This is a genomic window from Enterobacter sp. KB-221C9 (genome assembly GCF_041320715.1).
Taxonomy (GTDB): domain Bacteria; phylum Pseudomonadota; class Gammaproteobacteria; order Enterobacterales; family Enterobacteriaceae; genus Enterobacter; species Enterobacter asburiae_D.
This window is the reverse complement of record NZ_JBGIWG010000006.1, coordinates 20,001-42,503: the sequence shown is the minus strand read 5'-3', so window position 1 is coordinate 42,503 and position 22,503 is coordinate 20,001. Positions and strand designations below refer to the sequence as shown.

The window sequence follows — 22,503 nt, the reverse complement described above, 5'->3', positions numbered from 1 at the left end:
TTTAAAAGCGAAGCCTGATGGCGCTTCGCTTATCAGGCCTACAAGGGCTGGTCCTGTAGGCCGGGTAAGGCGCAGCCGCCACCCGGCGCTTTCGCAGACGCGTTCCGCTCCGCCAGCAGCCGACAAATCTCCGCATGCTTCTCCTCGGTAAAGGTAAAGCGCGACATAAACACGATGCGGATCAGCGACCCAATCGCCGGCAGCAGGCAAATCCCGAAGAACAGCCCCGACAGCACGCCTTCGCTCTGAATTTGCGCCTGCGGCACGTAGCCAATCATCGTCAGGAACACGCCGATGAGCCCGCCGCCCACCGCCACCGACATCTTGCCGGTAAAGGTCTGCCCGGAGAAGGTGATCGCCGCGCAGCGCTTGTGGGTGTGGTACTCCGCGTACTCGATGGTGTCGGCAATCATCGACGAGGTGAGGATGTTGGTCATCATCACGAACAGCGTGCTCAGGCCGAGCAGAATAAACAGCATCGTCACCTGCTGATACCCGACAAACCACATCACCACGCGCACCGCCACGTCCAGCCCGCAGAGGATCATAAACAGCTTCCGCTTCTGCATCCGCCGCGTCAGCATCGGCGCGACCAGGCACAGCACCGCCGCCACAATCCCCATCACGCCAATCGCCATCTGCAGGCTGCCGTCGCCCAGATTATTGATAAAGAAGTAGATATAGAGACCGCCCGCCACGTTATGGAACACGCAGAAAAAGAACGACAGCAGGACGATAAACAGCGGCTTGTTCTGACGCAGGTTGTGGAAGGTGTCGCGGATGGTCACCTTTTCCGGGCTCGGCGGCACCCGCTCTTTGATCTGCATAAAGCCGTTGAGCATCAGCGGCAGGCCCACCAGCATCATTACCAGCGCCGCCATAAAGTAGCCTTTATCGTTGCTGTACTGGGCGAAGAACGCCGCCAGCTTCGGGAAGAATATATTGGCGCAGGCAATCCCCGCGTTCACCCCGAGCATCGCCGCCGTCACCGCGCGGGTGCGCTGGGCGGAGTCGTTGGTCATCACCGACGACATCGACCAGAACGGGATATCGGAGATGGCGTACAGCGTCCCCCACAGGATGTAGGTCACTCCGGCGTAGAGGATTTTGGTGGTCATGTCCGCTTCGATTTTATAGAACGACAGCAGCGTGACGCCGGTGATCAGCAGCGGCGCGATCAGCAAAAAGTGGCGAAACTTGCCGAACCGGCTGTTAATGGTGTCCATAATGCTGGCAAACAGCGGATCGTGAACCGCGTCCCACGCGCGGGCAATCAGGAAGATGGTGCTCGCCGCCAGCGCCGAGATCCCCAGCACGTCGGTGTAAAAATAGTTAATAAACGAACCCACTAAACCAAAGCTAAAACACTGACCTAAACCATAGCCAAAATAAGACCACAACTCGCGAGACGGTATTTTCATTGTCGTTGCCATTGTTATATGCCTGCCTGGTTGCCCGGCGGTGGTCCGCCGGGTCGATATTATTAGCCCTTAACTTTCGGGGCGATCTTGCGCAGCTGCTGCATTAATGCGATTTCACGGCGCGAGAACGGAATGCCGTTTTCCTCGAACACGTCGTGGAACCACAGGCGGCAGTAGTCCGTGGACTCCTTCATCACCACCGGCCACGGCAGCCACGTCTGGGTTTTGCCGCGCACCAGCCCCCACTGGTACGGCGCGACCTTCGCCGCGTACATCAGCGGAAGCTGCTCTTCGATAGTGCTGCCCACGTGGCGCGCCAGCCATTCGGTGCAGAACAGCGGGCGGCCGAGCTTTTGCAGCTGCTGGATAATCGCCGTCATGCGCCCGGTGTGGGTGTAGGCGTGGAAGCTCACCACGTCCGAGAGCGCCAGCGCGGTCTGGTCCAGCGGGTGCTGGAAGAACGTCTCGCCCTCCTCTTCCGGCGGCAGGCGCCACGCGCAGACGGTGAGCGGCTGGGTCGGGTCTTCTTCACGCACCCACTGGAATGCGAGCTTCATAAGCTTATGGGCGCAGGTCTCCAGCTTTGCGTCGTACTGCACCTCCTGCGTGCCGGTTGCGAAAATGCCGCGGTTGCCCGGCTCGTTATAAAGATCCCACAGCAGCACGCGCTTATCGCCGCGGAACTGGCGGACAACGTCGCGGATATAGCGTTCAATGTCTGCCCAACAGTCGGGAGCGCACACCTTGTTGCGCCCCGGGCTCGCCGCCGCCTGGCTGTTGTGCTTGCCCGGCACGGGCGGCTTTTGCGGGCCGAGGTACGGCTCGTCGCCGGAGAAGCCGCAGTCGTCCATCAGGGTCAGCATGGTGCTGAACCCGCGACCTTCGGCAATCGTCAAAAAGTGGTCGATGCGCGCCATCAGCCCGTCGCGGTCGTGCTCCCAGACGATAAACGGCAGGTTGATGCGCAGGGTGTTATAGCCCGCCTCCGCCGCCCAGCCCAGCTCGCGCTCGATGGTGGCGGCATCGAATGTCTCTGCCTGCCAGATATCGGTCCAGTTCACCGCCGTCGACGGCAGATAGTTAAACCCGCACAGCCAGCCTTTTTGCTCATACCACGCCTGTGCCTGCTCCCTGCTCCACTGCTCTTTCATTACGCGTCCTCTTACTGATAATATTTAGCTAATAAATATTAGTTGCAGGATAAATGCGCAAATCACGGCGTTTAGAAAAGCGATGCCCCTCACAAAGTTCACGCTTCGATGAATGAGAAACGTGATCGACGGCGCTAAAGCGCGCGGTTAGGGTATGATGCGAAGTCGCGAAAGGGAGAGGACGGATGAAGCGAAAAACGAAAGTGACGATGAACGATATCGCGCGGGCGGCGGGCGTGTCGCAGGCGACGGTATCGCTGGTGCTTAACCAGTCCCGCAACATCAAGCTCAGCGACGATACCCGCCAGCGGGTGATTGGCGTCGCCACCGAGCTCGGCTACGACCGCCTCCCCGCCGTTCACGCCCCGCGCAACCAGGAAGAGATCGCCCTGCTGGTGAGCTCCATGCAGAGCTTCGACCCGTTTATCGACGCCATCAGCCAGGCGCGGGAAGCGGCGTGGCGCAACGAGACGTTGCTCACCGTGTACGACTATGGCGACGACATCGAGCTGGCGCTGAACATCATCCGCCAGCTGGAGAAGCGCAACTGCATCGGGATCATTCTTGCCTCCCCGGTCACCACGCTGGTGGACATGACGGCCTTCCAGGACTGCACCCGCATCCCGCTGGTGCTGCTCAACCAGCGCGACCCCGGCTCGCCGCTGCTGCCGTCGTTTATCCCGGACGACTACGCCAACGCCTTCCAGGTGACTAAACACCTCATCGCCTGCGGGGCCACGCGCATCGCCCACATCACCGGTGAGAGCTGGATGGAGGCCTCACGCCAGCGTCTGGCAGGCTACCAGGCGGCATTACAGCAGGCCGGACTCGCGTGCGACGACGGACTGGTGCGCCAGACCAACTGGCAGTTCAGCGAGTCCTTTATCGCGACAGCTTCCCTACTGGAACTGGCCGAGCGCCCGGACGCCATCTTCTGCGCCAGCGACTGGCTGGCGATTGGCTGCTATCAAGCGCTGGCGGTGAACGGCGTGCGCATTCCGCAGGACATGCTGCTGGCGGGCTACGACGACCAGAAGATTTCCGAGCAGCTCACCCCGCCGCTGACCAGCATTCAGCTGCCCTACAGCGAGCTGGGACGGCTGGCGGTGGAGTACCTGTGCAATCAGGAAGATGCCGCCACGCACGTGACGCTGGCGGGCAGGCTGAAGGTGCGCGCCTCAAGCCTCGTCTGAGGTAAACACCATGCCCGCGTAGGGCTTCTCGCGACACGCCGCCAGCCGCGCGGCGAGGCTGCCCACGTGCAGCTCCAGCTTGTGACCGTCCGGATCGAGAAAATAGAACGACGCCCCCTCGCTTTTGTTCTGCTTCCAGACGGTGACGCCCGCCTGCTCCAGCTTGTTCGAGAACGGTTCAAAATCCTCCTCCGCCACGGTAAACGCGTAGTGGGTGTAGTCGCTCTCCTGCGGCGGCACGTACTGGCGCGCCTCGTCGTACGACAGGCAGACCCACAGATCGCCGCAGGTGAGATAGGCCCCGGTATTCCAGCGGGCGTGCAGCGTCAGCCCCAGCAGCTCGTGCCAGAAGGTGACGCTTTTTTGCAGGTCGCTGACCGCGAGGGTCAGGTGGTTGAGTTATTGCAGCATGACGTGCCCTTTTGTTTTTCGCGCCGGACGTGATACGGTAAAGAGATGAACATAAACCACGCCGTGCTCACCGTAAACCGCTGGTGGCTGCCTTCTTAAAGGCGGCATGGAGTAGTTTTACCCATTTTCAGATAGCCGCCGAAAGGCGGCTTTCACTTTTCTAAGACCCCTTTCGGCAACTGCACATTAAGGAGTCTTTATGAACGCACCCACCATCCTCACCGGCGATCGCCCAACCGGCCCGCTGCACCTCGGCCACTTCGTCGGATCGCTGCGCCAGCGCGTGGCGCTCCAGCAGACGCACAGCCAGTTTGTGCTGATTGCCGACCTGCAGGGGCTGACCGATAACGGCAGCAACCCGCAGAAAATCCGCGACAACATCCCCGAAGTGCTGGCCGACTACCTCGCCGCCGGCATCGACCCGAACCTGACCACGATCTGCCTGCAGTCCGCCCTGCCCGCCCTCGCCGAGCTGACGATGCTGTATATGAACATCGTCACCGTCGCCCGCGTGGAGCGTAACCCGACGGTGAAAAACGAGATTGCGCAGAAGGGCTTCGCCCGATCGCTGCCGGTCGGGTTTATGGCCTACCCCATCAGCCAGGCGGCGGACATCACCGCGTTTAAGGCCGAGTGCGTGCCCGTCGGCGACGACCAGCTGCCGATGATAGAGCAGACCAACGAGATTGTGCACAAGATGAACAGCCTGCTGCCCGCCCCGGTGCTGCGCCACTGTAAGGCGATGCTGAGCGACACCAGCCGCCTGCCCGGCATCGACGGCAGCGCCAAGATGTCGAAATCGCTCGGCAACACGCTGCACCTTTCGGCCAGCGAAGAGACCATTCATCGTGCGGTCAGCGCCATGTACACCGACCCGAACCACCTGAAGGTGAGCGACCCGGGGCAGATTGAGGGGAACGTGGTGTTTACGTACCTCGACGCATTTCACCCGGACAAGGAGAAAGTGGCGGCGATGAAGGCGCATTACCAGGCGGGCGGGCTGGGTGACCGGGTTTGCAAGAACGAGCTGGAAACGTGCCTGCAGGAGCTGATTGCGCCGATGCGGGAGCGGAGGGCGATGTACATGCAGGATAAGGGCGAGCTGATGGCGATGCTGAAGCGCGGGACCGAACGGGCACAGGGGGTGACGCAGGCGACGTTGAGGGAGGTGAAGGTGGGGCTGGGGGTGCCGGTGTTTTGAAGACGGCTTAAATAATAATCCCGGCGCAGGGCCGGGATATTTATCAGGCGTTGCGCTTAATCACCGGAATATCGCCGGTGTCATTCAACGCGCCCGGAAACGTTTTTAACCACTGTGCGACTTTCTGCTTATTTATATTCACCACGCTCATGCCTTCCAGGCATCCCCATAATTCTCTTGTATGCTGTGGCGTAATCACAATGCAGTCTTTCATGGCGCGGATTTTCACGGGCATGCCGTTGATAAAGCCCGCACGGGTTAGCCAGTCCCCGCCGAGGAGAAGGTATTTCATGTCTATGCGTGCATACAGTTCGCAGCAGGCGGCACTGTCCTGCGGCGTTTCTGCGCGGGGATGGACGGGCGCCGCGTTGGGCGGGTTGCCGTGCAGACGGCGGGCGCTGTTTTTGCGTACCAGCTCGCGGTTTTCAATCATGCCGGTGAAAGCGTCTGATTCCGTTTTGCAAACGGTAAACTCTGGCTTAAAATTCGTCGCAGCCATTTTCAACTCCTGATTAGTTGTTGGTGGTTAGCGGTATGGGGGTGTTGCAGCACCTTCATATCGCGAATTCTTCTTTAAATTCTCTTTGATACTTCCTTTGCCGTTCGGCGTAATTTCTGATGCTCATTATACAGGGCTGAATATAAATACAGCGGTTTTGGGTGGGGGAAATTTGGAATTTGCGAGGGAGATTCAGGAAATAATGTTGTGTGCGGTAACGTCATGTTTTTGTTGGTTGCGGGTTGATTGGTCTGGGTTTTGCGAGCATCATCGCAATTATTTACCTTCTTTCGTAACGCGATGGCTTCCAGCAAAACTCTCGAACAGGCAATTGCCGACATCACCATCTGGCGCAAAGGCGAACAGCGTGCGCCGCATAAGCCTTTATTGCTTCTGTACGTGCTGGCGAACTATCAGCAGGGGCATGCGCGACTGTTTGATTACGGTACTGAGGTCCACGAGCAGCTTCTTAGCCTGTTAGAGCGCTTTGGCCCTCAGAGGAAGGCGCATTACCCGAATATGCCCTTCTGGCGGCTCAAGAGGGACGGATTTTGGGATCTTCAGAATACTGAGTTCTGTTCGACCACTGGCAGTAAGCAACCGCCTGTTAAAGAGCTTGTGGGACATAACGTTGCAGGCGGGTTTGATGAAGAACACTTTGCGCTGCTGAGTAAGAACAAAAACTTGATCGGCTCGCTGGCGCGGCAAATCCTTGAAGCTCATTTTCCGGATAGTATTCAGGAAGAGATCGCGGATGAGATGGGTTTTGATATCCAGCAGATTCGTAAGGTTCGCGATCCGCTGTTTCGTCAGCAGGTTCTGCGTGCTTATAACTACGAGTGTGCGATCTGTGGATTCAACATGCGGCATGATAACGCCTCCGTTGGACTTGAAGCTGCACATATTAAATGGAAGCAGTTTGGCGGACCGTGTGAGATCCCGAACGGACTGGCGCTGTGCGCAATTCATCATAAGGCGTTTGATAAGGGATCGATTGGGCTGGATGAGAGTATGCAGGTGCTGGTGTCCGAGGCGGTGAATGGGAATGGGATTGTTGGGCGGTTGTTCTGGGATTTTGCTGGGAAGCAGATTGCACTGCCTGTAGTAAAAGGGAATTATCCAAGAGAGGGGTTTGTGGAGTGGCATCGGAGAGAGGTGTTTAGAGGATGAGTGCGAAGACTGGACTCGAATTTCACACCCAATAGACTGATATCAATATAGTTTATAAACAGGAATAAATAGTTATACCCACAAGTTAAAATCCGTACAAAAAATAGACATTGCGAGTAGATATAAAGTCACGCCAGTAGAACACCGATATGGCTATCAAAGCAAGATTCAGGCAGGTAGAAAAGTTTTCTTCAGAGGCACAAACTTCCTCAGGGCGAAATCAGCTGTCGATGCAAAACGAACACTCACTGTTACTATGCTAGTTCCCATGGCAAATCTCTGCGTCTATGAACTGGTTTCAAAGTGCCCCCATTTCTCAATTGTTGAGCGGCCCAACGGATGTAATATTGCCACGTATACAACATATCGCCCGATTCCCTAAGCTCAGCCTCGTATCTGTTCCATACACGTACTTTGAAACTTCACGTGGCCAAGCACTACCTCCCCGTTCCCGAAGACACTCTATGATCCATAGTTTCATGCTTTCCCTAGTTACCATCATACCTCCTAACTTTCGCCCATTCATCGATACATCCAAATATTAACATCGACATCCTTTGGCACAAGACGAGCTGTATCGAAGAACGTGTTGTCTCAATAGAGAGAATCGGCCCCTCATGAGTTCCATTTGATCCCACAATCGGAAGAGTAATAGCAGTTTAACATTGCCTTAAAAAGGAAATGTGATAAATTTCTGTATGCAATATTAAACTAAAAGGAAATTACGGTGAGTCTACTTGAATTGATTGAATCAAAGAGGGCACATATCTCCAGATATTCTTCAGAAAATGGAATATTAGGGGAACGTAGCCTACTTGACTCGCAAGCTTTATGGATAAAAAGACCTAAAGGCAAAGACATGAAAAATCTGCTAGCTGCGCTGAAGCAGTTTGAAGATATTGAAATAAAGGCATCAAGCTTTGATTTTATTTCAATCCCTGAAAATGTAAGTGTTGACTTTAGTGACGTTAGCTCCTTGGCCGGAATATTAAAATCATTAACATTTATTGAACTTAAAACCTGCAATCAAAAAAGGGTTACCACTCCTGATTTCAGGAATTTTTTCTTTGCCATTACTGAGAACGAAATAATAGCATCAGAACTTCTCGGCGATAGGCATATAGTTGTACTACATAATAAAATAACGGGAGATAAATTGGTGACAACAATACCCGAAATAATAAATAGGGCCAATTCTAAGAACTGGCAGCTGTCTGTAAGTCTTGGGTCGAGAGAAGTTTAGGTTTTTATTTTAGCAATAAAGTGCTTAGTAACGATAGATGTACTCTAATTAGCACTATCTCATCCCAAGATATGAAATATGCGGCATAAAGGAAGCTAAGAGAATGGCGAAGCTCCCTGTTACAATTGAATGCTATAACCATAACATTCTTTACTATTTTATCTCGCACTTCATGACTTTAAATGAGTATCTATCATTATCCTTAGTCGCAACCAGTACATTGCCATCACCTAAAAATGAAACCTTAGCATTATTAATGTTGGCACATGGACTTTTATCAAACATTTCGAGCGTGTAAATCATTCTTTGAGATTTATTATTAATATATGATATATAATCATCACCTTTGAGTTGCGAAAAATGAAAAATAAATGAACAATAGGTTATCAAAGATAAAATCTTGATTATTAAAGTAGTTTTGTGTAAAAACCTTTGTTGAATAGGTTCATATCCTGGTATTAACATTTTTTTAAGTTTATCGTCATAAACAAAAAACCAGCCCCATAAGGGTGCTGATACTAAAATAACCGCGAACAGTAAGATCATACCAAGAGGCAAAATCAAAGGAATCATCGCAGCCGCAATAAATATCAAGGAGTGAGGGAAGTTGGTTGGTGAAACTGAAGTTATATCATTGATCACCACACCTGATAGACATAGGGCAAAATTCACACAAAGCGTGCCTCCTAATATTAGGATCCACTTACCCAGTATTGTTTCATATGTTTTTTTATAAATCCCAATTAGGCTATGGAACACCGAAAAGCTCCAGTAAATCAAAGTCAGAATAAAGCCCCCCTTCCACAAACTGTCTAATCCTAGAAAATTCATAAGAAAACAAATGACGACTGCAACAATAAGATTCCTTATTATTTTTTGAGACATATTAAGTTTGGAGTTAAAGGTTACAATTTTATTAACGGTAGTTTTATATATCATCTCACACCCTTTGCAGTTTTAATTTATACCACAAGCACTATTTTCTCACCCAACAAAAACTTATAACATGATATACCAACCAACAAAACTAGTTTATATATTCATCCGTTTTAATTCTAATGATTTCATATTGAAATTACTCGACAATAGCACAATCATTTTCGTGATACATTAGGGATTTAACAGAGTAAAGGTGCAGTTAAAGCTGTTGCTAATACTCAGAGACTGATCTGCTCCCCATTGATTAAAACAACATGATGTTAGTTATATCTTCATCAGTAACGTGAGGACACCCACATGATGAAGCGTTTATCAGACGAATAGATCATCAATATTCTTCTCGATGCCCGGGCTGGCATATCAGCCCGTGAGCTTTGCCGTAAGAATGCTATTTCTGACGCAACTTTTTACACCCGGCGTAAGAAGTTTAGTGGCATTGAAGTCCCTGAGGTAAAAAGGCTTAAATAGCTTGAAGAAGAGAACGCCCGTCTCAAGAAGTTGCTTGCAGAAAACATACTGGATAAGGAAGCATTACAGGTGGCGTTGAGCTGAAAGTATGACGACAGACCACTAGCGGGAAGCTATTGTAGTGATATGTAAAGCGGCTTGTATGTCGCAACGCGGAGCCGGCTGGCTGGTTTGTCCCTGTCGACCTGCCGCTATGGGGCGCAGCGTCCGGGGGTTGATGCGTATTTATCCGGGCACATTACTTAGCTGGCCCTTTAGCGCTGGCATTTCGGTTACGCCGTATATAGCAACTACTGCGACGGGAAGGTCAACGAGTTAATCAAAAGTGCGTGTACCGCCTTTATCATCTCAGAGGCCCAGGAGTTAAGCGCAGAAGCCGTCTAAAGGACAGGCAACAGAACGTCTTTCATTGCTCCGTCCTGGTGCTCCTAACCTGACGTGGTCGATAGATTTCGTCATGGACGCACTGGCTACCGGACGCAGGATCAAGTGCCTGACCTGTATCGATGATTTCACGAAGGAATGCCTGACAGTCACTGCTGCGTTTGATCTATCAGTCATTCACATCACACGTATTCGGGACAGTATTTCGTGGCTATCCGGCAACGATCAGAACAGCTCAAGGACCAGAGTTTACCTGCCGGGCACAGGACCAGTGGGCCTTTGAGTATGGCGTTGAGCTTCAGCTTTCTCAACCGGACAAGAAGACACAGAACGTGTTTATAGAAATCTTTAATGGTCGAGTTCAAGATGAGTGTCTGAATGAGTACTGGTTCAGCGATATTATTCAGCCAGAAAGATTATTAACGACCGGGGGTTGGAGTATAACGAGTGTCGGCCACATTCTTCACTGAATTATCTGACGCAATCGGAGTTTGCAGCAAGCTGGTGAAATGGAAAAAACTAAGGAACACAAACCGACATTACTAACTGACTAATGTGTTTAATACTGGGGAAGATCATGCTGAATCCCCTCTCACCACAGGTTCTCCCACAAAAATGAGAGGTTGAACAAGCTTCCAATGCGATAAACGTACGCGACTCAAACTGGCGAGTTGAATCCAACAACTCTCATCGTGTCTATGCGATGTTACTCCCGGATTTATGCAGCCAGTAAAGCATGGCACTGACAACAATAGAGAGGGAAGCCCTTCACATCACTTTATGCAATAGGCTCGGTTATAGATGTTAGGAGGGGGCCAGATCCATAAACCAAACAATCACGTATTTGCGTGGTTCATCAACGTGCTTAATAAAACGAAGATGTTACAATTAAGACCTAGAATAATGCCCATAATGAGGCTATTGGGCTTCCATAAGAACAAGAAGCTTGTGCCCTAGGCTCCCAAGATTTGCTTCATTCAGGAAAATCGGTGTGCAAAGTTGTCAACATTTGCATCTGCGTAGTGTTTGGTTACATAGAACTCTATCGCATGATAACTAAACACCACTTACGAAAATTAATAACGTAAACTAAATCAGGATGTAAACTTGAACGCACAAGCACAAAAACATCGACAACTAGTACTTTCTATTCTTCAGAGCGAAGCGCTACATCAGCACCAAGTAACAGCAGCTACCAAAGTATTTGATGCTTTAACTGGCAATGTGCGAGCAGTAGTGACAGCTGCCGAAATGCAGGCAGGTAAATCAGGCATTTCGCTAGCCCTGTGTTGCTTACAGCGATTAAGTCTCTCCGAGACAGATATTTGCAATCGTAAGCAGCTAAAAGACACACTTTACCTGGTTACAATGCCTGATACCGCCCTCAAAGAACAAGCTGAAGAAGATCTTAAGCTTGCCAAGAATGTTGTCGTCAGTAATTTTGTGAACTTCGAAAAGGCATTGGAAAATGAATTTAAAGGCAATCCACCTAAGCTAATTATTATTGATGAATGTCACTATGGCTCAAATGTCACTGCTGTTCGATACAGTAGGATCTTCGACTACCTGGAACAAGAGAACGATAGTTGTAAAGTCGTCTTCATCTCTGCCACCCCCTTCGGTGCTCTCTATGGAGCAGAGACTGAATATCAAGAAGCTCTAGAACTTCAACAAGAAGCCAAGAATGATAATGATGCAGAACTATTAACTCAAGCCCGAAATGTTGCTGAAGCGGCCCTAAAAGACTCAATCTTGCGTCGAGACTTTAACACCCGCCTGGTATTCCACAAAACTAGCGATGAATACTACGGCGTCCGAGAGATGCTAATGAATAGTAAGGTCAAAGGCCTTGAGGATGAAAGTCGTAATTTCCTTTGCAAGTCCGTTCAACGCGATGAGTTTGTTCAACAATTTCTGAGTCATAAAGGTATGGGATGGTCACTCGTAAGGGTGCCCGCTGGTTTGGCGATGGAAGCTAAGCAGTTTCTCATATCGCAAGGCATCGATGAGAATGCTGTTTACATTATTGGTAATTCATTAGCAGGGGTACCAGAAGATGAACATTGCAGCATTGAGCAATTCAAAAAGGAGTTTGATGATGCTCAGTTGTTCGAAGAAAAACTAATCGCTATTACTGTTGCTGGAGCTCGAGCTGGTATCAACTTCGGTGCGATGATGAAAAATAATCTCATCTCGACGTGGGATAGTACAGTTGCCAGTGTTGCCGCAGTGGTGCAAGCCAACATTGGCAGGGCGTGTGGTTACCATGAAAACAACTCTTCAACTCATTTCACTAACTTAAATGCAGCTGAGGCTTATGCTTGTATCCTTGACCATCTTGAAAACACCTGCTCTGACCAAGCAGCGTCTGATTTCGAAGGGTTAAAAGAGTTTTTTGAAGATGTGTGCCAGGAATACCATGTCAATGGTTTGGATGTTGGGTTAACTATCAAATACAAACGTCGTCGCCCAATCGGTGATGTTGAAACGTATAAAACTGATAGCTACATTGCTGTACCCGCAAAACTTCTTGACGATGATGCTGAGTTCACCGAGTACACCAAAGATAAGTATCTTCTTCAGGCGATCGATATTATTCGCAAAGAGTTCACGATTAAAGGCGCGCCAAGCGTCAAAGGTAATCGAGCTATGCGAGGTAAAGGCAAGAACTGGATCAAGGCACATTGGGTCAATGGGGATAGTTACAATAACCCCGAGAAGGCACGCGCTGACGGAACTCAAAAAGAAAAAACTAAAACCCACACCCAACAAATTGATAATGGGGAATATTTAGAGTTTAACCGCGTTGTAGCACCTGGTTCCGGAGAGTTATCTGAAGATAAGTTTGTGGTAGCAACCATTTTTAGCGTTTACAACATTTCTCGCCGAAATGTCGCAAAGAAAATTATGACTCTTGAAGATGTTTGGGAGATGTGCGACTACTTTAGTGTTGAGCATGATGACACTCTACTTGTTATCTACAAGCGCGGTGAGTATGACCTTGAACGTACTCTTGCTAAGAAACAGCACAACGAACTTCCTGAGCAGTCAGGTGAGCTTAGCGATGAATCCCATTTCTCTGACAAAGTAGAATCTATTTATTAATACAAGGGGCTACATGCCCCCTAAACTTTATATTGACATATGAATAGCTCAAATAAGTATCGCAACTATGTCCAGTGTTCAATGGCTGAAAATACTTTTGAACACCAACGCAACGCTGCAGAGAAAGCATTTACTAAATTGAACTCTGGTTCAAAAGCAGTGATCCTTGCTGCGGAAATGCAGTCAGGAAAATCAGGCATCGCTCTTGCCCTTGCCTGCCTTCAGAGACTATCTTTACCCGATGAATTATTGGCTAACCGGAAATACTTAAAAGATACTTTATATCTTGTGACAATGGCAGATCTAGCACTTCATGAGCAAGCAAAGCTTGACCTTGCCCCCTGCAAAAATGTCGTTGTTAGTAACTTCACAAATATAGATAATGCGCTTAAATCGGATTTTAAGCGCCAACCACCTAAGCTCATCATCATCGATGAGTGTCACTATGGTTCTGGCATTGATAGTGTTCGCTATGAAAAGGTATTTAATTACCTGGAACAAGTTAATGTAGACTGTAAAGTTGTATTTATTTCCGCAACTCCATTTAGCTCACTCTACTCAGCTAGCGAAGATTCCATTCTACGTCACAGCTTCAATACGTCTTTGGTATTTCACAAAGCTAGTGATGAATATCATGGCATTCGACAAATGCATCGCAGTAACCAGCTGGTCAAACTTGATGATGATCAACGCGATTTTTGTGAAGATTCACTGCTACAAAAGCGCTTTATACGCCAGTTTAAAGAACATCAGGGCGTAGGCTGGTCACTGATTAGGGTTCCATCAAGTCAAGCAAACATAGCCAAACAAGTACTGATTAATCAAGGTGTAGATGAGGAGCAAATCTTAATCATTGGTCAAAAGCTTGTTGGCGTTGACGAGCACGAACTCTCATCTATCGATGACTTCAAACGAGAGTACGAAACAGCAGCAATGTTTGATGAAAAGCTAATCGCTATCACTGTGGCTGGATTTCGCGCTGGTATTAACTTTGGCCAAGAAATGAAAAACACGCTAATAAACACATGGGATAGCTCTATTGCCAATATAGCCGCAGTGGTACAAGCCAACGTTGGCAGAGCATGTGGATACCACCAGAATACTCAGGCGAAACATTTTACAAACCTGGAAGCTGTTCGAGCATACTCTGAACTACTTGATCATCTCGAGGCCAGTGATGAATTGAGTGATTTCGATGGGTTACGGCATTCATTTGAAGATATTTGTACGAAATATCAAGTCAGAGGCTTTGACCGAGGAATGTTTGTCGCCCCTTCTACCGAAACGGTAATCACCAAAAAACGTGATGATTCGGAAACATTCTTAACTCAAAGCTACCTAGTTATTCCTGGAAAATTGTCTGAGTCAGAAGCTGATTTCAGTGCCTATACCAACGATCCAGAACTGCTTGAGGCTATCAAATTAATTCGTGACGAATTCCTGAATGAAGGAGCGCCCTATCCTAAAGCTGGTCGTGCGATGCGAGGTGATGATAGAAACTGGATAAAAGCACAGTGGGTAAATGGAGCCACCTATAATGACTTCTCGCCGAGCTGTGCGAAGATGAGAGTGCTAGATTTTAATGCACGCTTGGAGCTGGGTGAAAATGTAGAATTCAACTTAATTGTTAATCCTGGTGGCGGAGAGACCACTGCTGACAAACGCATAGTCGCGAGTGTATTCAGTATTTATAATCTTTCTAAACAAAAAGATGTTTACAAACGTGCCATGGACCAAGAGGATATGCGGGAAATTAGTGAAGCCTTAGGTTGTGAATATGACGATACAATCATGGTGCTGTATCAGCGTGGAGACTACTCTAGCGAAGTAACAGAACAAAAAAAAATAACTACAAAACAGCTATCTCGCATCCGCAATTCCAGCGTCTTCAAATAGCTAAAAGCCGCTTTTATAAGCGGCTTTTAGCAAACACTTAGTGAAACTTATTTTAAGTAATAAAATTTTAGTCCTTAGTAACTTTAAGTACAGGTGTCAGGCATTCTTGCAAACTTAAACCGCCGTGATTGTAATAATCCCCAGCGGTGAATGCACTGACGCCAGGCGCCATAGCAAGAGACACCGCAGAGTTCCAATACCACTCAACCTGAGGCAAACTTGTAGTGGCGTTATCTTTGAGAATGGCACATCTTGATAGGTACTTCCGGACCAAAGGCTTTTCGAGTTCAGCTTTTGGTAATTGGTCTGGTAACCATAGCCAACCGTGATCCGTAACAACACGGATTTGTTTCCATCCTGCATTCAATAAATGACAAATCCTATCAGCAACTTCTTCAAGTACGTCATCAATACCTAAAGGCAATTTTCGTTGCTGCTGGTGACCCAAGTTATCCAGGTCTCCCGTTTGCAGCCAAGCCAAGCCATCAGGCTCGCCAGTATCCAACCCTTCTAAGTATTGCCAACCTTGCTGAGCTAAGGCTTTTTTTAATTGATAGCTACTGAATTCACTGCCGGTTGCGGCTACCGAAGGCTTAAAGTCCTGCGAATCAAAAGCTCCGTTCAGCAAACCAGCAACAGGAGTAACAGCTGCTTTCGCGGTATCAGTCAGTGATGGCAACGCACTCCACTGTGTTTTTACAGCGACAACTAAATTACGCGCATCAAGCTTTTGTTCTAGTTTTTTAGCACAGTCAAAACGCAAACCGTCTACAAAAAACACCACCATCCCTTTTGCCTGGTAATCAGCCGTAGCTTCCTTAATTTCATTATTACCAGGATATCCATTTAGTTTTACTAACTTTTGGAAGTTCAGTGATACTTCGTTCAGCCAGGGCGAATAGATCAGCTTCAGCACATTAGCGACTAATTCTTGTTGACTTGGCTCCTTCGCCAAAGCCATCGCCTGCAATGCCGCAGCATCTGCTTGCCAGAAATGTTCCTCATAAAGCTCCGCCATCTCTGCAGGAGTCTGGTGATTGAAAACTTGCTGAGTTAACTCGGCTACTTTTGCCAGATGAGCCAGAATCTCGAGGTATTTAGATTCCCCCAATCGATACCAAAGCCAGCTTTCACGCTCTTTATGCTGCTGATAAAGCGAAGCAATCCTCCCTCTAACAGCGGAAAGTTCATGCTCATGCAGCCCCGCAAGCATATTTGCAAGACTCTGCTCATCATGAGTATTTTCTCCTGGATAGTGACTTAAATCCGCAGCCAAATCAGGTGTTATAGTACGAAGTGCGCTAATTAACCCAGAAAGGTTATGTGCTGTATCTACGAAACGCAGCCACACTTCTTGCCACGAACCTTGTGCGGATAACAAAGCTGCGAGCATTTGAGAATAGTTAGCATCTGATGGTTCATAGCCAAATTGACTGGAGCACGTTTTGCAGAAAAGCAGCCATTTGTTGTCATCCCACTGACTACGCTTACCCTCTGGATGATTTAACCACCCAAGCAGATCCTTGATAGGGTCATTAAAAACTAAAGATTGAAAATCTTTAGCCTCAAGACGCTTACCTTGTAAGTCTTCAACACGGGTCTCTAAAAGATCTTTTAAAATCTGAGGAATAACATCTAATGTGTTTTTATCTTTGGCTACATCCAACTCAAGTCCAACTCTTGGATTGGTTAGAAAAGAACTAATACTCCAGTCACGACCAGCAGTATTATATGCCCACCAGCTTCCACGATATTGCAGCTCAGCCAACGGACGTAAATAGTCCGGGCACTCCTCAATAGCGCGCAATGCTTTGCGCCCAATTTTTGGAAGGTAAATAATTGGTGTACGCCCTTCAGGTAACGTAACGTCCTCTAATACACCAGCAATTGCACACTTCAACCAAATAGCTGGGCCTATGCGCTCATTTGGTTGATACTCACCAAGCTCGAGTAACTCCGGAATATATTGTTTAATCAATGGCATTGCACTTTGCCATTGGCAAGCTTCGTCTGTCCAAAGCACTGCTGCTGGGGCTTCCTGCACCGCGGGATTATGTTTCGCGCTACCGCGCAGCTGTTCAATCAATTTATCGATGACTTGCATTGTTACCTCCTGACTACACCCGGCAAACTAAAAAGAGTCAGGGCCTTATCCACCATCATTGCTGTTCTTTGCTCAATTAGTTCTACTGACCACGTCTCGGCAACAGCCAACTCCTGATTTAAATACAACCCATTGTTATAGCCGACAGGGCGTTTATCACGGGTTGTACGATCGCGTTTTTCTAAAAAACTCTTATTCCCTAAAGAGCTGTTGTAACCCGAGATGGTCAAGTTACCAAGCTTGTGCACATGACTTTGACGATACTGCTCCGCCAGCGTTTTATCACCATCTGCCAGCATATCTACCCAAGAGTCCGGTATATTTATACCTTGGGGGAATACGTGCTCGATGGTCCACACATATTGTTTACTTTCTACCGCCCACAGGTCTACTTGGTTTTCCTTGGTCATCATGCTTTCTTCAAGAGCACACAGAATAAAGCGGCAGACCCAGCTATTTTCTTCATATAGGCCACCACTAAGCGCTTGGCGGAAATGCTCATCAGAGGTACTGACAGACCCCAGGGTATTAGCAATAGTACTGACAACTTGCTCACCTTGGCAGCTTCGCAGAATTTCAGTTAATTCCATAAAGATGCGGTTTAAATCCCGAGTAGCGGGCACATCTGTGGTGTTCCTACGGACAAAGAAGTTGATCAGGAAAGTGACCACTTTTTCAATGTGCTCAATGCTCAGCGCTAAATCCTGTCGTCTGGCAAGCAACATTAGCAACAAGAGATAAGAAGGAGCTCCCTGAATTCTATCCAGACTTTTAAGCAGTTTTGTTAGTTTAGGTTCATCCCTAACTTCGCAATTCCCTACAATCTGCGCATACCAATCAGAATGACAGCGCATAGCTTGTAGGAATTGATGCGGATCATGAGCAATCAATTTTTCGAAAATTTGAATAAGATTAGATTTCGTCGCTACTGGTACATTGACGATATCTTTTAACTCAGGCTTGAAAGCATTGTAATACTGACGGAAAAAACGCTCTTGTACCCCATAATCATCCCCTAAGGCTTCCATCACTTTGGTCCAGCTGATAAAAGACTTATCAATACTACCCGGCTCAATCTGTTCGATCTTCGCCAGTAGCTTGTTTTTCATCAAATCAATCGCGGTAAGAGGCACCCCTCGATTGTTAAGTGACTCAAACAGGGTATAAGCATCTGAATGACTTGCTACCTCTATTTTTACCAGAGTAGATGCATTAACTTTATCAAGTAGCGCACTCAGTGCCTGCAATGGGGTTTCGCTCTCACTGACAAACTGTTCAATGCGCATTAAAAAATGTCGATAGGCACGAAATACCCGGCGATTACCTGCATTGGAAACCCACTCAGCTTCTTTAATAATGCCAGACTCTTTCAGCACCGCCAGGTAATCCTGCTGGTTGGCATTTTGCACTTGAGGTACTAACCGGGGCTGGTCTGCATTCTTTTTCAGCACCAGTTTATGCTTAAGGTTATACAGCTCTATCTGCTGCTCCATCTCAAGTTCAATGCCCAACAGGTTGTAGCTTGCATAAATGGCAGCTAACAATAATGACAATGTGGTCATTCGCTGTTGGCCATCCACCAACTCTAACTGCTGCAGAGCCAGCGTATCTGTACTTTGGTTGATACAGATAATCGACCCCAAGTAGTAATTAAGATCGTTTTCTAACAGATCTTCAAACAAGGCATCCCATTGCCATTTACCCCAGGTGTACTCCCGTTGGTAGCGTGGGATGGCATACACCACCCCAGCTTCAATATCCAACAAGGTTGACACCGGATAGTTGAATACTGATTTAATCATCCGTGATTTTCCTTATTTGCATGTTCGTCTCTGGCAGCTTGTTTATCTGCAAGACTGATATGGTGGTCGTTGATACGCGCGCCCTCTTTTTCACCATATTGCAGGCCCAGGTAATACCAGGGGGCCGGTTCAACATCGTTGCCCCGATCCTTACCCCACTTAATATTGGGTTTTGCTCGCAATATTCCCGCACCTTTCTTATCTACATCTGGTGCCTGCATAAATGGCCGGATATTCAGACGCACACCATCATTTAAATCCGGGTTCCAACCCATAGGCTGTTCGTATAACGGTTTCCAACGAACAAAAATGTCTAAACCACTTTTCCCTGTGATGGCATCCCCTTTGAGAATAGCTTCCAGAGTATCTTTGAGGTTTTTAGCCGCCATCAAACGACTTTCCGCACCATCAATGCCTTCTTTAAAACCGTGCTCCTGAGTACGGATCCAGTCCCCGAGATAGGTGTAAATCAGACGCTCTAAGCCCTGATAATTGAGCTTATGGTAGTTCACCAGTACCGAGAAACCATCTTTGAGACCATCCCAGATTTGCCAGATAAACGGGCGGTGCTGGAAGAGCTTGCAGTGTTGTTCAAAGAATTTATCCCGCAGCCAGGTTTCCAGACTATTACTACCGACACTGGCAAGCAGCTCACTGAGCACACTGGAGGACCAGTCCTCTTCATAGGCAGCCTGAAGCATGGCTTCCAGACGAGAAGCCGCGGCTTTTTCACCACGAAGCGCTGGCAGGCAGACAATACCGTCATCATCCACAAATTTGATCAAATCATCAGATTTGCCAAGCCAGTGAAGCATCTCATCAGCCAGCTCCATTTTCTCATCCAGCTCCGCTGGCCATCGGTAACCTAGCAGGCGAGCAACCGCAACTTGTAGCACGGTTTCATCGGTTCGTTTATCAGCAATAGCAGTCCACTTTTTACTTTCATCCCAGACTACTGAGCCGCAAGGATGGCCATGGAAGATCCATTGGGTAGGAGCATTGGTGTACGATTTTGGTAGGCCATTAGGATATTTTTCCTTTGCAACCGTTCTCCAATGAGCAAGATCAAAAGGTACCTTTACCAAAGTTGCATTTGTGACGTTTAATTTCTGATCAATCTTGCGCACAGCAATGGAATACTCTGGAGACGTGCAAAAACACCATATAGCACAGAGATCTTGTTGTTTTTTCGGAATAATTGTCGCTACATTTTGATGAAAACGCTCTTTGCCATAACTATAACAAAACAGTTGTCTCATTCGATGAACTGCAATCCCACTCAAACCAACAGCTTTTAATCCTTTTGAAGGATATGCTGTCGGGGAAGCATGCAAGGAACCTTTACCTTGTTCCCAACGAACAAGCCAAGATAGACCATCGAAGTGAGAATAATAATCAGGAGTAGCTTGTAAATATTCCCATGTTTCCTTATTTACACGCTGAACCTCCCAAAAACCGATCACATACATTGGATCATCACTACTTTGCAATCCAACCAATCCATCAGCATATTCTCCTAAAAATGAAAGAGTACTATCCTGCCCGAAGTATATTCTTGCATCTGGATTATTCAAAAGCTGAGCTTGCTCAGCACTAATTAGCTCTTCAACCATCAGTTGTTCTGACTTTTCAAATGCACTTTTGTAATCAGAAACATCTAGACCATGCAAAAAGACGCCTTGAGGTGCATAACCTCTAGTTAATGTTATCATCGCAACAAATGCGCCTGCTGCTGCGGAAGAATCAAATCCTTTTTCTCCCAATCGAGCACTCAGATTCCAAGTATCTTTGGTTAGCAATTTTTCTCTGAGTTTTTTATAGCTGTTCAAGAAAAGCCAGTTCTGCGGTAAGACGATTGCTGAAGTTCCACCTGTTGGAGAGAAATTCATACAACGCTCCAGGAACACCGTCGCCAAATCGGCTTTCGCTTCCGGAAAATAGTTTTCACAGAAGTCTTTCAACGTATCACACTGCTTGCCGCGTGCCAAATAAGGCACGTTAGTAGCCACCAAGTTATAGCTTTTAGACAACAATTTAGCAGCTACTGCCAGACCCTGAGCGGTTACCTCGGCTGTTTTAGCTTCGTCTTCGGTTGATGTTCGCGATTCAAGCAGAATTTCCCAGGGTGCAGGCTTGCCTTCAGCTTTTCCTTCGTAATATGCCGTGTTGACGTCAATCAGGCTGCCCAGTACGGGGGCGTCTTTGAAGGTTCGAGTGAACCATTTGAGCGCCTCACTAATATCTGGATTGTGTTTAGCCAGGGCCTGCCATTCCTGAGTGGCAGCACTGACATCCAGACCAGAGCAGGCAATATTCAGAGCTGGTAGACTACGATAGCCGCCAGCGCCCGGATAGCGCCAAGCCTCCAGCGCCAGCGCAAAGGCAGCAATCTCCACGCAACGGCTGTCAAGTTCAAGACCATGAAGGTTATCAAAAAGTACCTTATCAACAGCGGTTTTGGCATCAAGTCCCTCAAGCTGCATACGCATTGGTACCAACATCAGGAACAATGCGACCAGAAAATGACCTGAACCACAGCATGGATCCAGAGTTTTCAGGGCGCTGATTTCCTGTGGCCAGCCATTAAACCAGCCGCCGGCGGCTTGCCATAACTCGCCCTGCTCATCGCTGGTTTTAACAAAACGCAGATATTCCAGCGGAACACCCTCTATAGCAGCAACCTGACGCAAGGTTTTCTCATCACTTGCCGAGCGTAAATCCGCATCCGTCAGCTGTTTTTTCGCCCACCATGCACCCAGGCTGTTATCCAGCAAGAAGCTAACCATATAAGGTTCGGTAAACAGCTGCGTGACTGGGCTTAACTCATCAGCACCGATAGGAATACCCGCCGCATTCACCTCCTCTTTACGTTTGCTTTGCCAGAACTGATAACACCATCCCAAGCTATCCTGTGCCTGAAATACTTCTCCTGGCAGGGTCAGAATTAAATCTTCTAACTCGCGGATGTGGTCGACAGGGATCTGCAGCTCAAACACAGGAGAGTCAGTTCGAAATACCTGGGGTAACATTTTCTGTGCCAGCTTTCCTGCAAGTTCCCAGCCATCTTTGCAGCCTTCTTCTTGGGCATATTCCTGACACTCTGCCAGCGTGACGGCAAGGTATTTATCCAGCATTAGCAGATTGTTTTGTTCAAGAAAACGGGCAAATAACATACGATGCCAGTGCTCATAACTGACTTCTGCTCGCAGGTGTTCAGTACCCTGTGTACCATTAGATTGCAGCTTGTCACCCAACTGACGAGCATGAGCACGCAGGCGATTACGCAGTTTTCGCTCATTATCATTCAGATAAGCTGGTGCCTCCGCTGTTTCTACACCTAAACGAGTTAACGCCTCTGAGGCAGCTTTTTCTATCAGTTCACGGGCCCGAACAACGGTTTTTTCCAATTGATTTCTAAGTATTTTATCCAGCGACTGTCGCATGTAGAGCTCTTAAATGAAGTTTAATTTCTAATTATGCATTTCGATTCAAATCAGGGGCCCTGACATGATTGTC

Annotated in this window: 14 protein-coding genes and 1 pseudogene; 7 read left to right on the top strand and 8 right to left on the bottom strand. The window is 48.1% G+C overall.

The annotated features are described in order from the left end of the window. Positions 1–38: 38 nt before the first annotated feature. Together AB8846_RS10370 and AB8846_RS10365 are read right to left on the bottom strand one after the other, a co-directional pair. On the bottom strand, positions 39–1,433 hold the full coding sequence (locus AB8846_RS10370) for an MFS transporter (RefSeq protein ID WP_202761196.1): 1,395 nt from the start codon (positions 1,431–1,433) through the stop codon (positions 39–41). A 50-nt stretch (positions 1,434–1,483) separates the two neighbouring features. Then, positions 1,484–2,572 (bottom strand): cellulase family glycosylhydrolase, encoded by a 1,089-nt coding sequence (locus tag AB8846_RS10365; protein ID WP_370732655.1) that lies wholly within the window; start codon positions 2,570–2,572, stop codon positions 1,484–1,486. Positions 2,573–2,757: 185 nt separating this feature from the next. Here AB8846_RS10365 and AB8846_RS10360 point away from each other — a divergent pair, with 185 nt between their 5' ends. After that, positions 2,758–3,765: a LacI family DNA-binding transcriptional regulator gene (locus AB8846_RS10360; protein WP_370732654.1), complete on the top strand. Its 1,008-nt coding sequence runs from the start codon at positions 2,758–2,760 to the stop codon at positions 3,763–3,765. Here AB8846_RS10360 and fosA read toward each other — a convergent pair. Then, complete coding sequence (gene fosA / locus AB8846_RS10355; RefSeq protein WP_370732764.1) at positions 3,751–4,155, bottom strand: FosA/FosA2 family fosfomycin resistance glutathione transferase; 405 nt, start codon at positions 4,153–4,155, stop codon at positions 3,751–3,753. The two genes, AB8846_RS10360 and fosA, sit on opposite strands and share 15 nt — an antisense overlap. A gap of 220 nt (positions 4,156–4,375) precedes the next feature. On the opposite strand from fosA, the gene trpS reads away from it, so the two are divergent. Then, positions 4,376–5,377: a tryptophan--tRNA ligase gene (trpS, locus tag AB8846_RS10350; RefSeq protein WP_370732653.1), complete on the top strand. Its 1,002-nt coding sequence runs from the start codon at positions 4,376–4,378 to the stop codon at positions 5,375–5,377. Positions 5,378–5,420: 43 nt separating this feature from the next. Here trpS and AB8846_RS10345 read toward each other — a convergent pair whose 3' ends face one another. Further along, entirely contained in the window at positions 5,421–5,876 is a 456-nt protein-coding gene (locus AB8846_RS10345; RefSeq protein ID WP_095443048.1) for a SymE family type I addiction module toxin, read from the bottom strand. 300 nt (positions 5,877–6,176) lie between these two features. On the opposite strand from AB8846_RS10345, the gene AB8846_RS10340 reads away from it, so the two are divergent. Together AB8846_RS10340 and AB8846_RS10335 are read left to right on the top strand one after the other, a co-directional pair. Continuing rightward, a complete protein-coding gene (locus AB8846_RS10340; protein ID WP_370732652.1) occupies positions 6,177–7,046 on the top strand; it encodes a phosphorothioated DNA-binding restriction endonuclease in 870 nt (289 codons plus the stop codon). A gap of 727 nt (positions 7,047–7,773) precedes the next feature. Then, entirely contained in the window at positions 7,774–8,289 is a 516-nt protein-coding gene (locus AB8846_RS10335; protein WP_370732651.1) for a hypothetical protein, read from the top strand. Positions 8,290–8,442: 153 nt separating this feature from the next. On the opposite strand, the gene AB8846_RS10330 is transcribed toward AB8846_RS10335, so the two are convergent. Next, positions 8,443–9,228 (bottom strand): hypothetical protein, encoded by a 786-nt coding sequence (locus AB8846_RS10330; protein WP_370732650.1) that lies wholly within the window; start codon positions 9,226–9,228, stop codon positions 8,443–8,445. A gap of 324 nt (positions 9,229–9,552) precedes the next feature. Between AB8846_RS10330 and AB8846_RS10325 the strand changes: the two are divergent. The 3 genes and pseudogenes from AB8846_RS10325 to AB8846_RS10315 all read left to right on the top strand — a co-directional run bounded on the left by AB8846_RS10325 (position 9,553) and on the right by AB8846_RS10315 (position 15,081). Continuing rightward, a pseudogene (locus AB8846_RS10325) lies at positions 9,553–10,588 on the top strand (IS3 family transposase). A 599-nt stretch (positions 10,589–11,187) separates the two neighbouring features. Then, positions 11,188–13,185, top strand: a complete 1,998-nt coding sequence (locus tag AB8846_RS10320) for a DEAD/DEAH box helicase family protein (RefSeq protein ID WP_370732649.1) — start codon at positions 11,188–11,190, stop codon at positions 13,183–13,185. Between the two features lie 81 nt (positions 13,186–13,266). Continuing rightward, a complete protein-coding gene (locus AB8846_RS10315) occupies positions 13,267–15,081 on the top strand; it encodes a DEAD/DEAH box helicase family protein (protein ID WP_370732648.1) in 1,815 nt (604 codons plus the stop codon). 67 nt (positions 15,082–15,148) lie between these two features. On the opposite strand, the gene pglZ is transcribed toward AB8846_RS10315, so the two are convergent. From pglZ to AB8846_RS10300, 3 genes are read right to left on the bottom strand one after another with little or no spacing between them, the layout of a single operon-like run. Further along, the gene (gene pglZ / locus AB8846_RS10310) at positions 15,149–17,185 is read right to left on the bottom strand and encodes a BREX-1 system phosphatase PglZ type B (RefSeq protein WP_370732647.1); all 2,037 of its coding nucleotides are present in this window, start codon (positions 17,183–17,185) and stop codon (positions 15,149–15,151) included. Positions 17,186–17,187: 2 nt separating this feature from the next. Continuing rightward, a complete protein-coding gene (locus AB8846_RS10305) occupies positions 17,188–18,987 on the bottom strand; it encodes a DUF262 domain-containing protein (protein WP_370732646.1) in 1,800 nt (599 codons plus the stop codon). Continuing rightward, a complete protein-coding gene (locus AB8846_RS10300; RefSeq protein WP_370732645.1) occupies positions 18,984–22,430 on the bottom strand; it encodes an Eco57I restriction-modification methylase domain-containing protein in 3,447 nt (1,148 codons plus the stop codon). Before AB8846_RS10300 ends, AB8846_RS10305 begins: the two co-directional genes overlap by 4 nt. Positions 22,431–22,503 lie beyond the last annotated feature (73 nt).

Coding starts and splice junctions, on each gene's coding strand:
- AB8846_RS10370 (WP_202761196.1), bottom strand. CDS start 1,433: ATGGCAACGACAATGAAAATACCGTCTCGCGAGTTGTGGTCTTATTTT.
- trpS (WP_370732653.1), top strand. CDS start 4,376: ATGAACGCACCCACCATCCTCACCGGCGATCGCCCAACCGGCCCGCTG.
- AB8846_RS10315 (WP_370732648.1), top strand. CDS start 13,267: ATGGCTGAAAATACTTTTGAACACCAACGCAACGCTGCAGAGAAAGCA.
- AB8846_RS10300 (WP_370732645.1), bottom strand. CDS start 22,430: ATGCGACAGTCGCTGGATAAAATACTTAGAAATCAATTGGAAAAAACC.
- AB8846_RS10360 (WP_370732654.1), top strand. CDS start 2,758: ATGAAGCGAAAAACGAAAGTGACGATGAACGATATCGCGCGGGCGGCG.
- AB8846_RS10345 (WP_095443048.1), bottom strand. CDS start 5,876: ATGGCTGCGACGAATTTTAAGCCAGAGTTTACCGTTTGCAAAACGGAA.
- AB8846_RS10340 (WP_370732652.1), top strand. CDS start 6,177: ATGGCTTCCAGCAAAACTCTCGAACAGGCAATTGCCGACATCACCATC.
- AB8846_RS10330 (WP_370732650.1), bottom strand. CDS start 9,228: ATGATATATAAAACTACCGTTAATAAAATTGTAACCTTTAACTCCAAA.
- AB8846_RS10365 (WP_370732655.1), bottom strand. CDS start 2,572: ATGAAAGAGCAGTGGAGCAGGGAGCAGGCACAGGCGTGGTATGAGCAA.
- pglZ (WP_370732647.1), bottom strand. CDS start 17,185: ATGCAAGTCATCGATAAATTGATTGAACAGCTGCGCGGTAGCGCGAAA.
- AB8846_RS10305 (WP_370732646.1), bottom strand. CDS start 18,987: ATGATTAAATCAGTATTCAACTATCCGGTGTCAACCTTGTTGGATATT.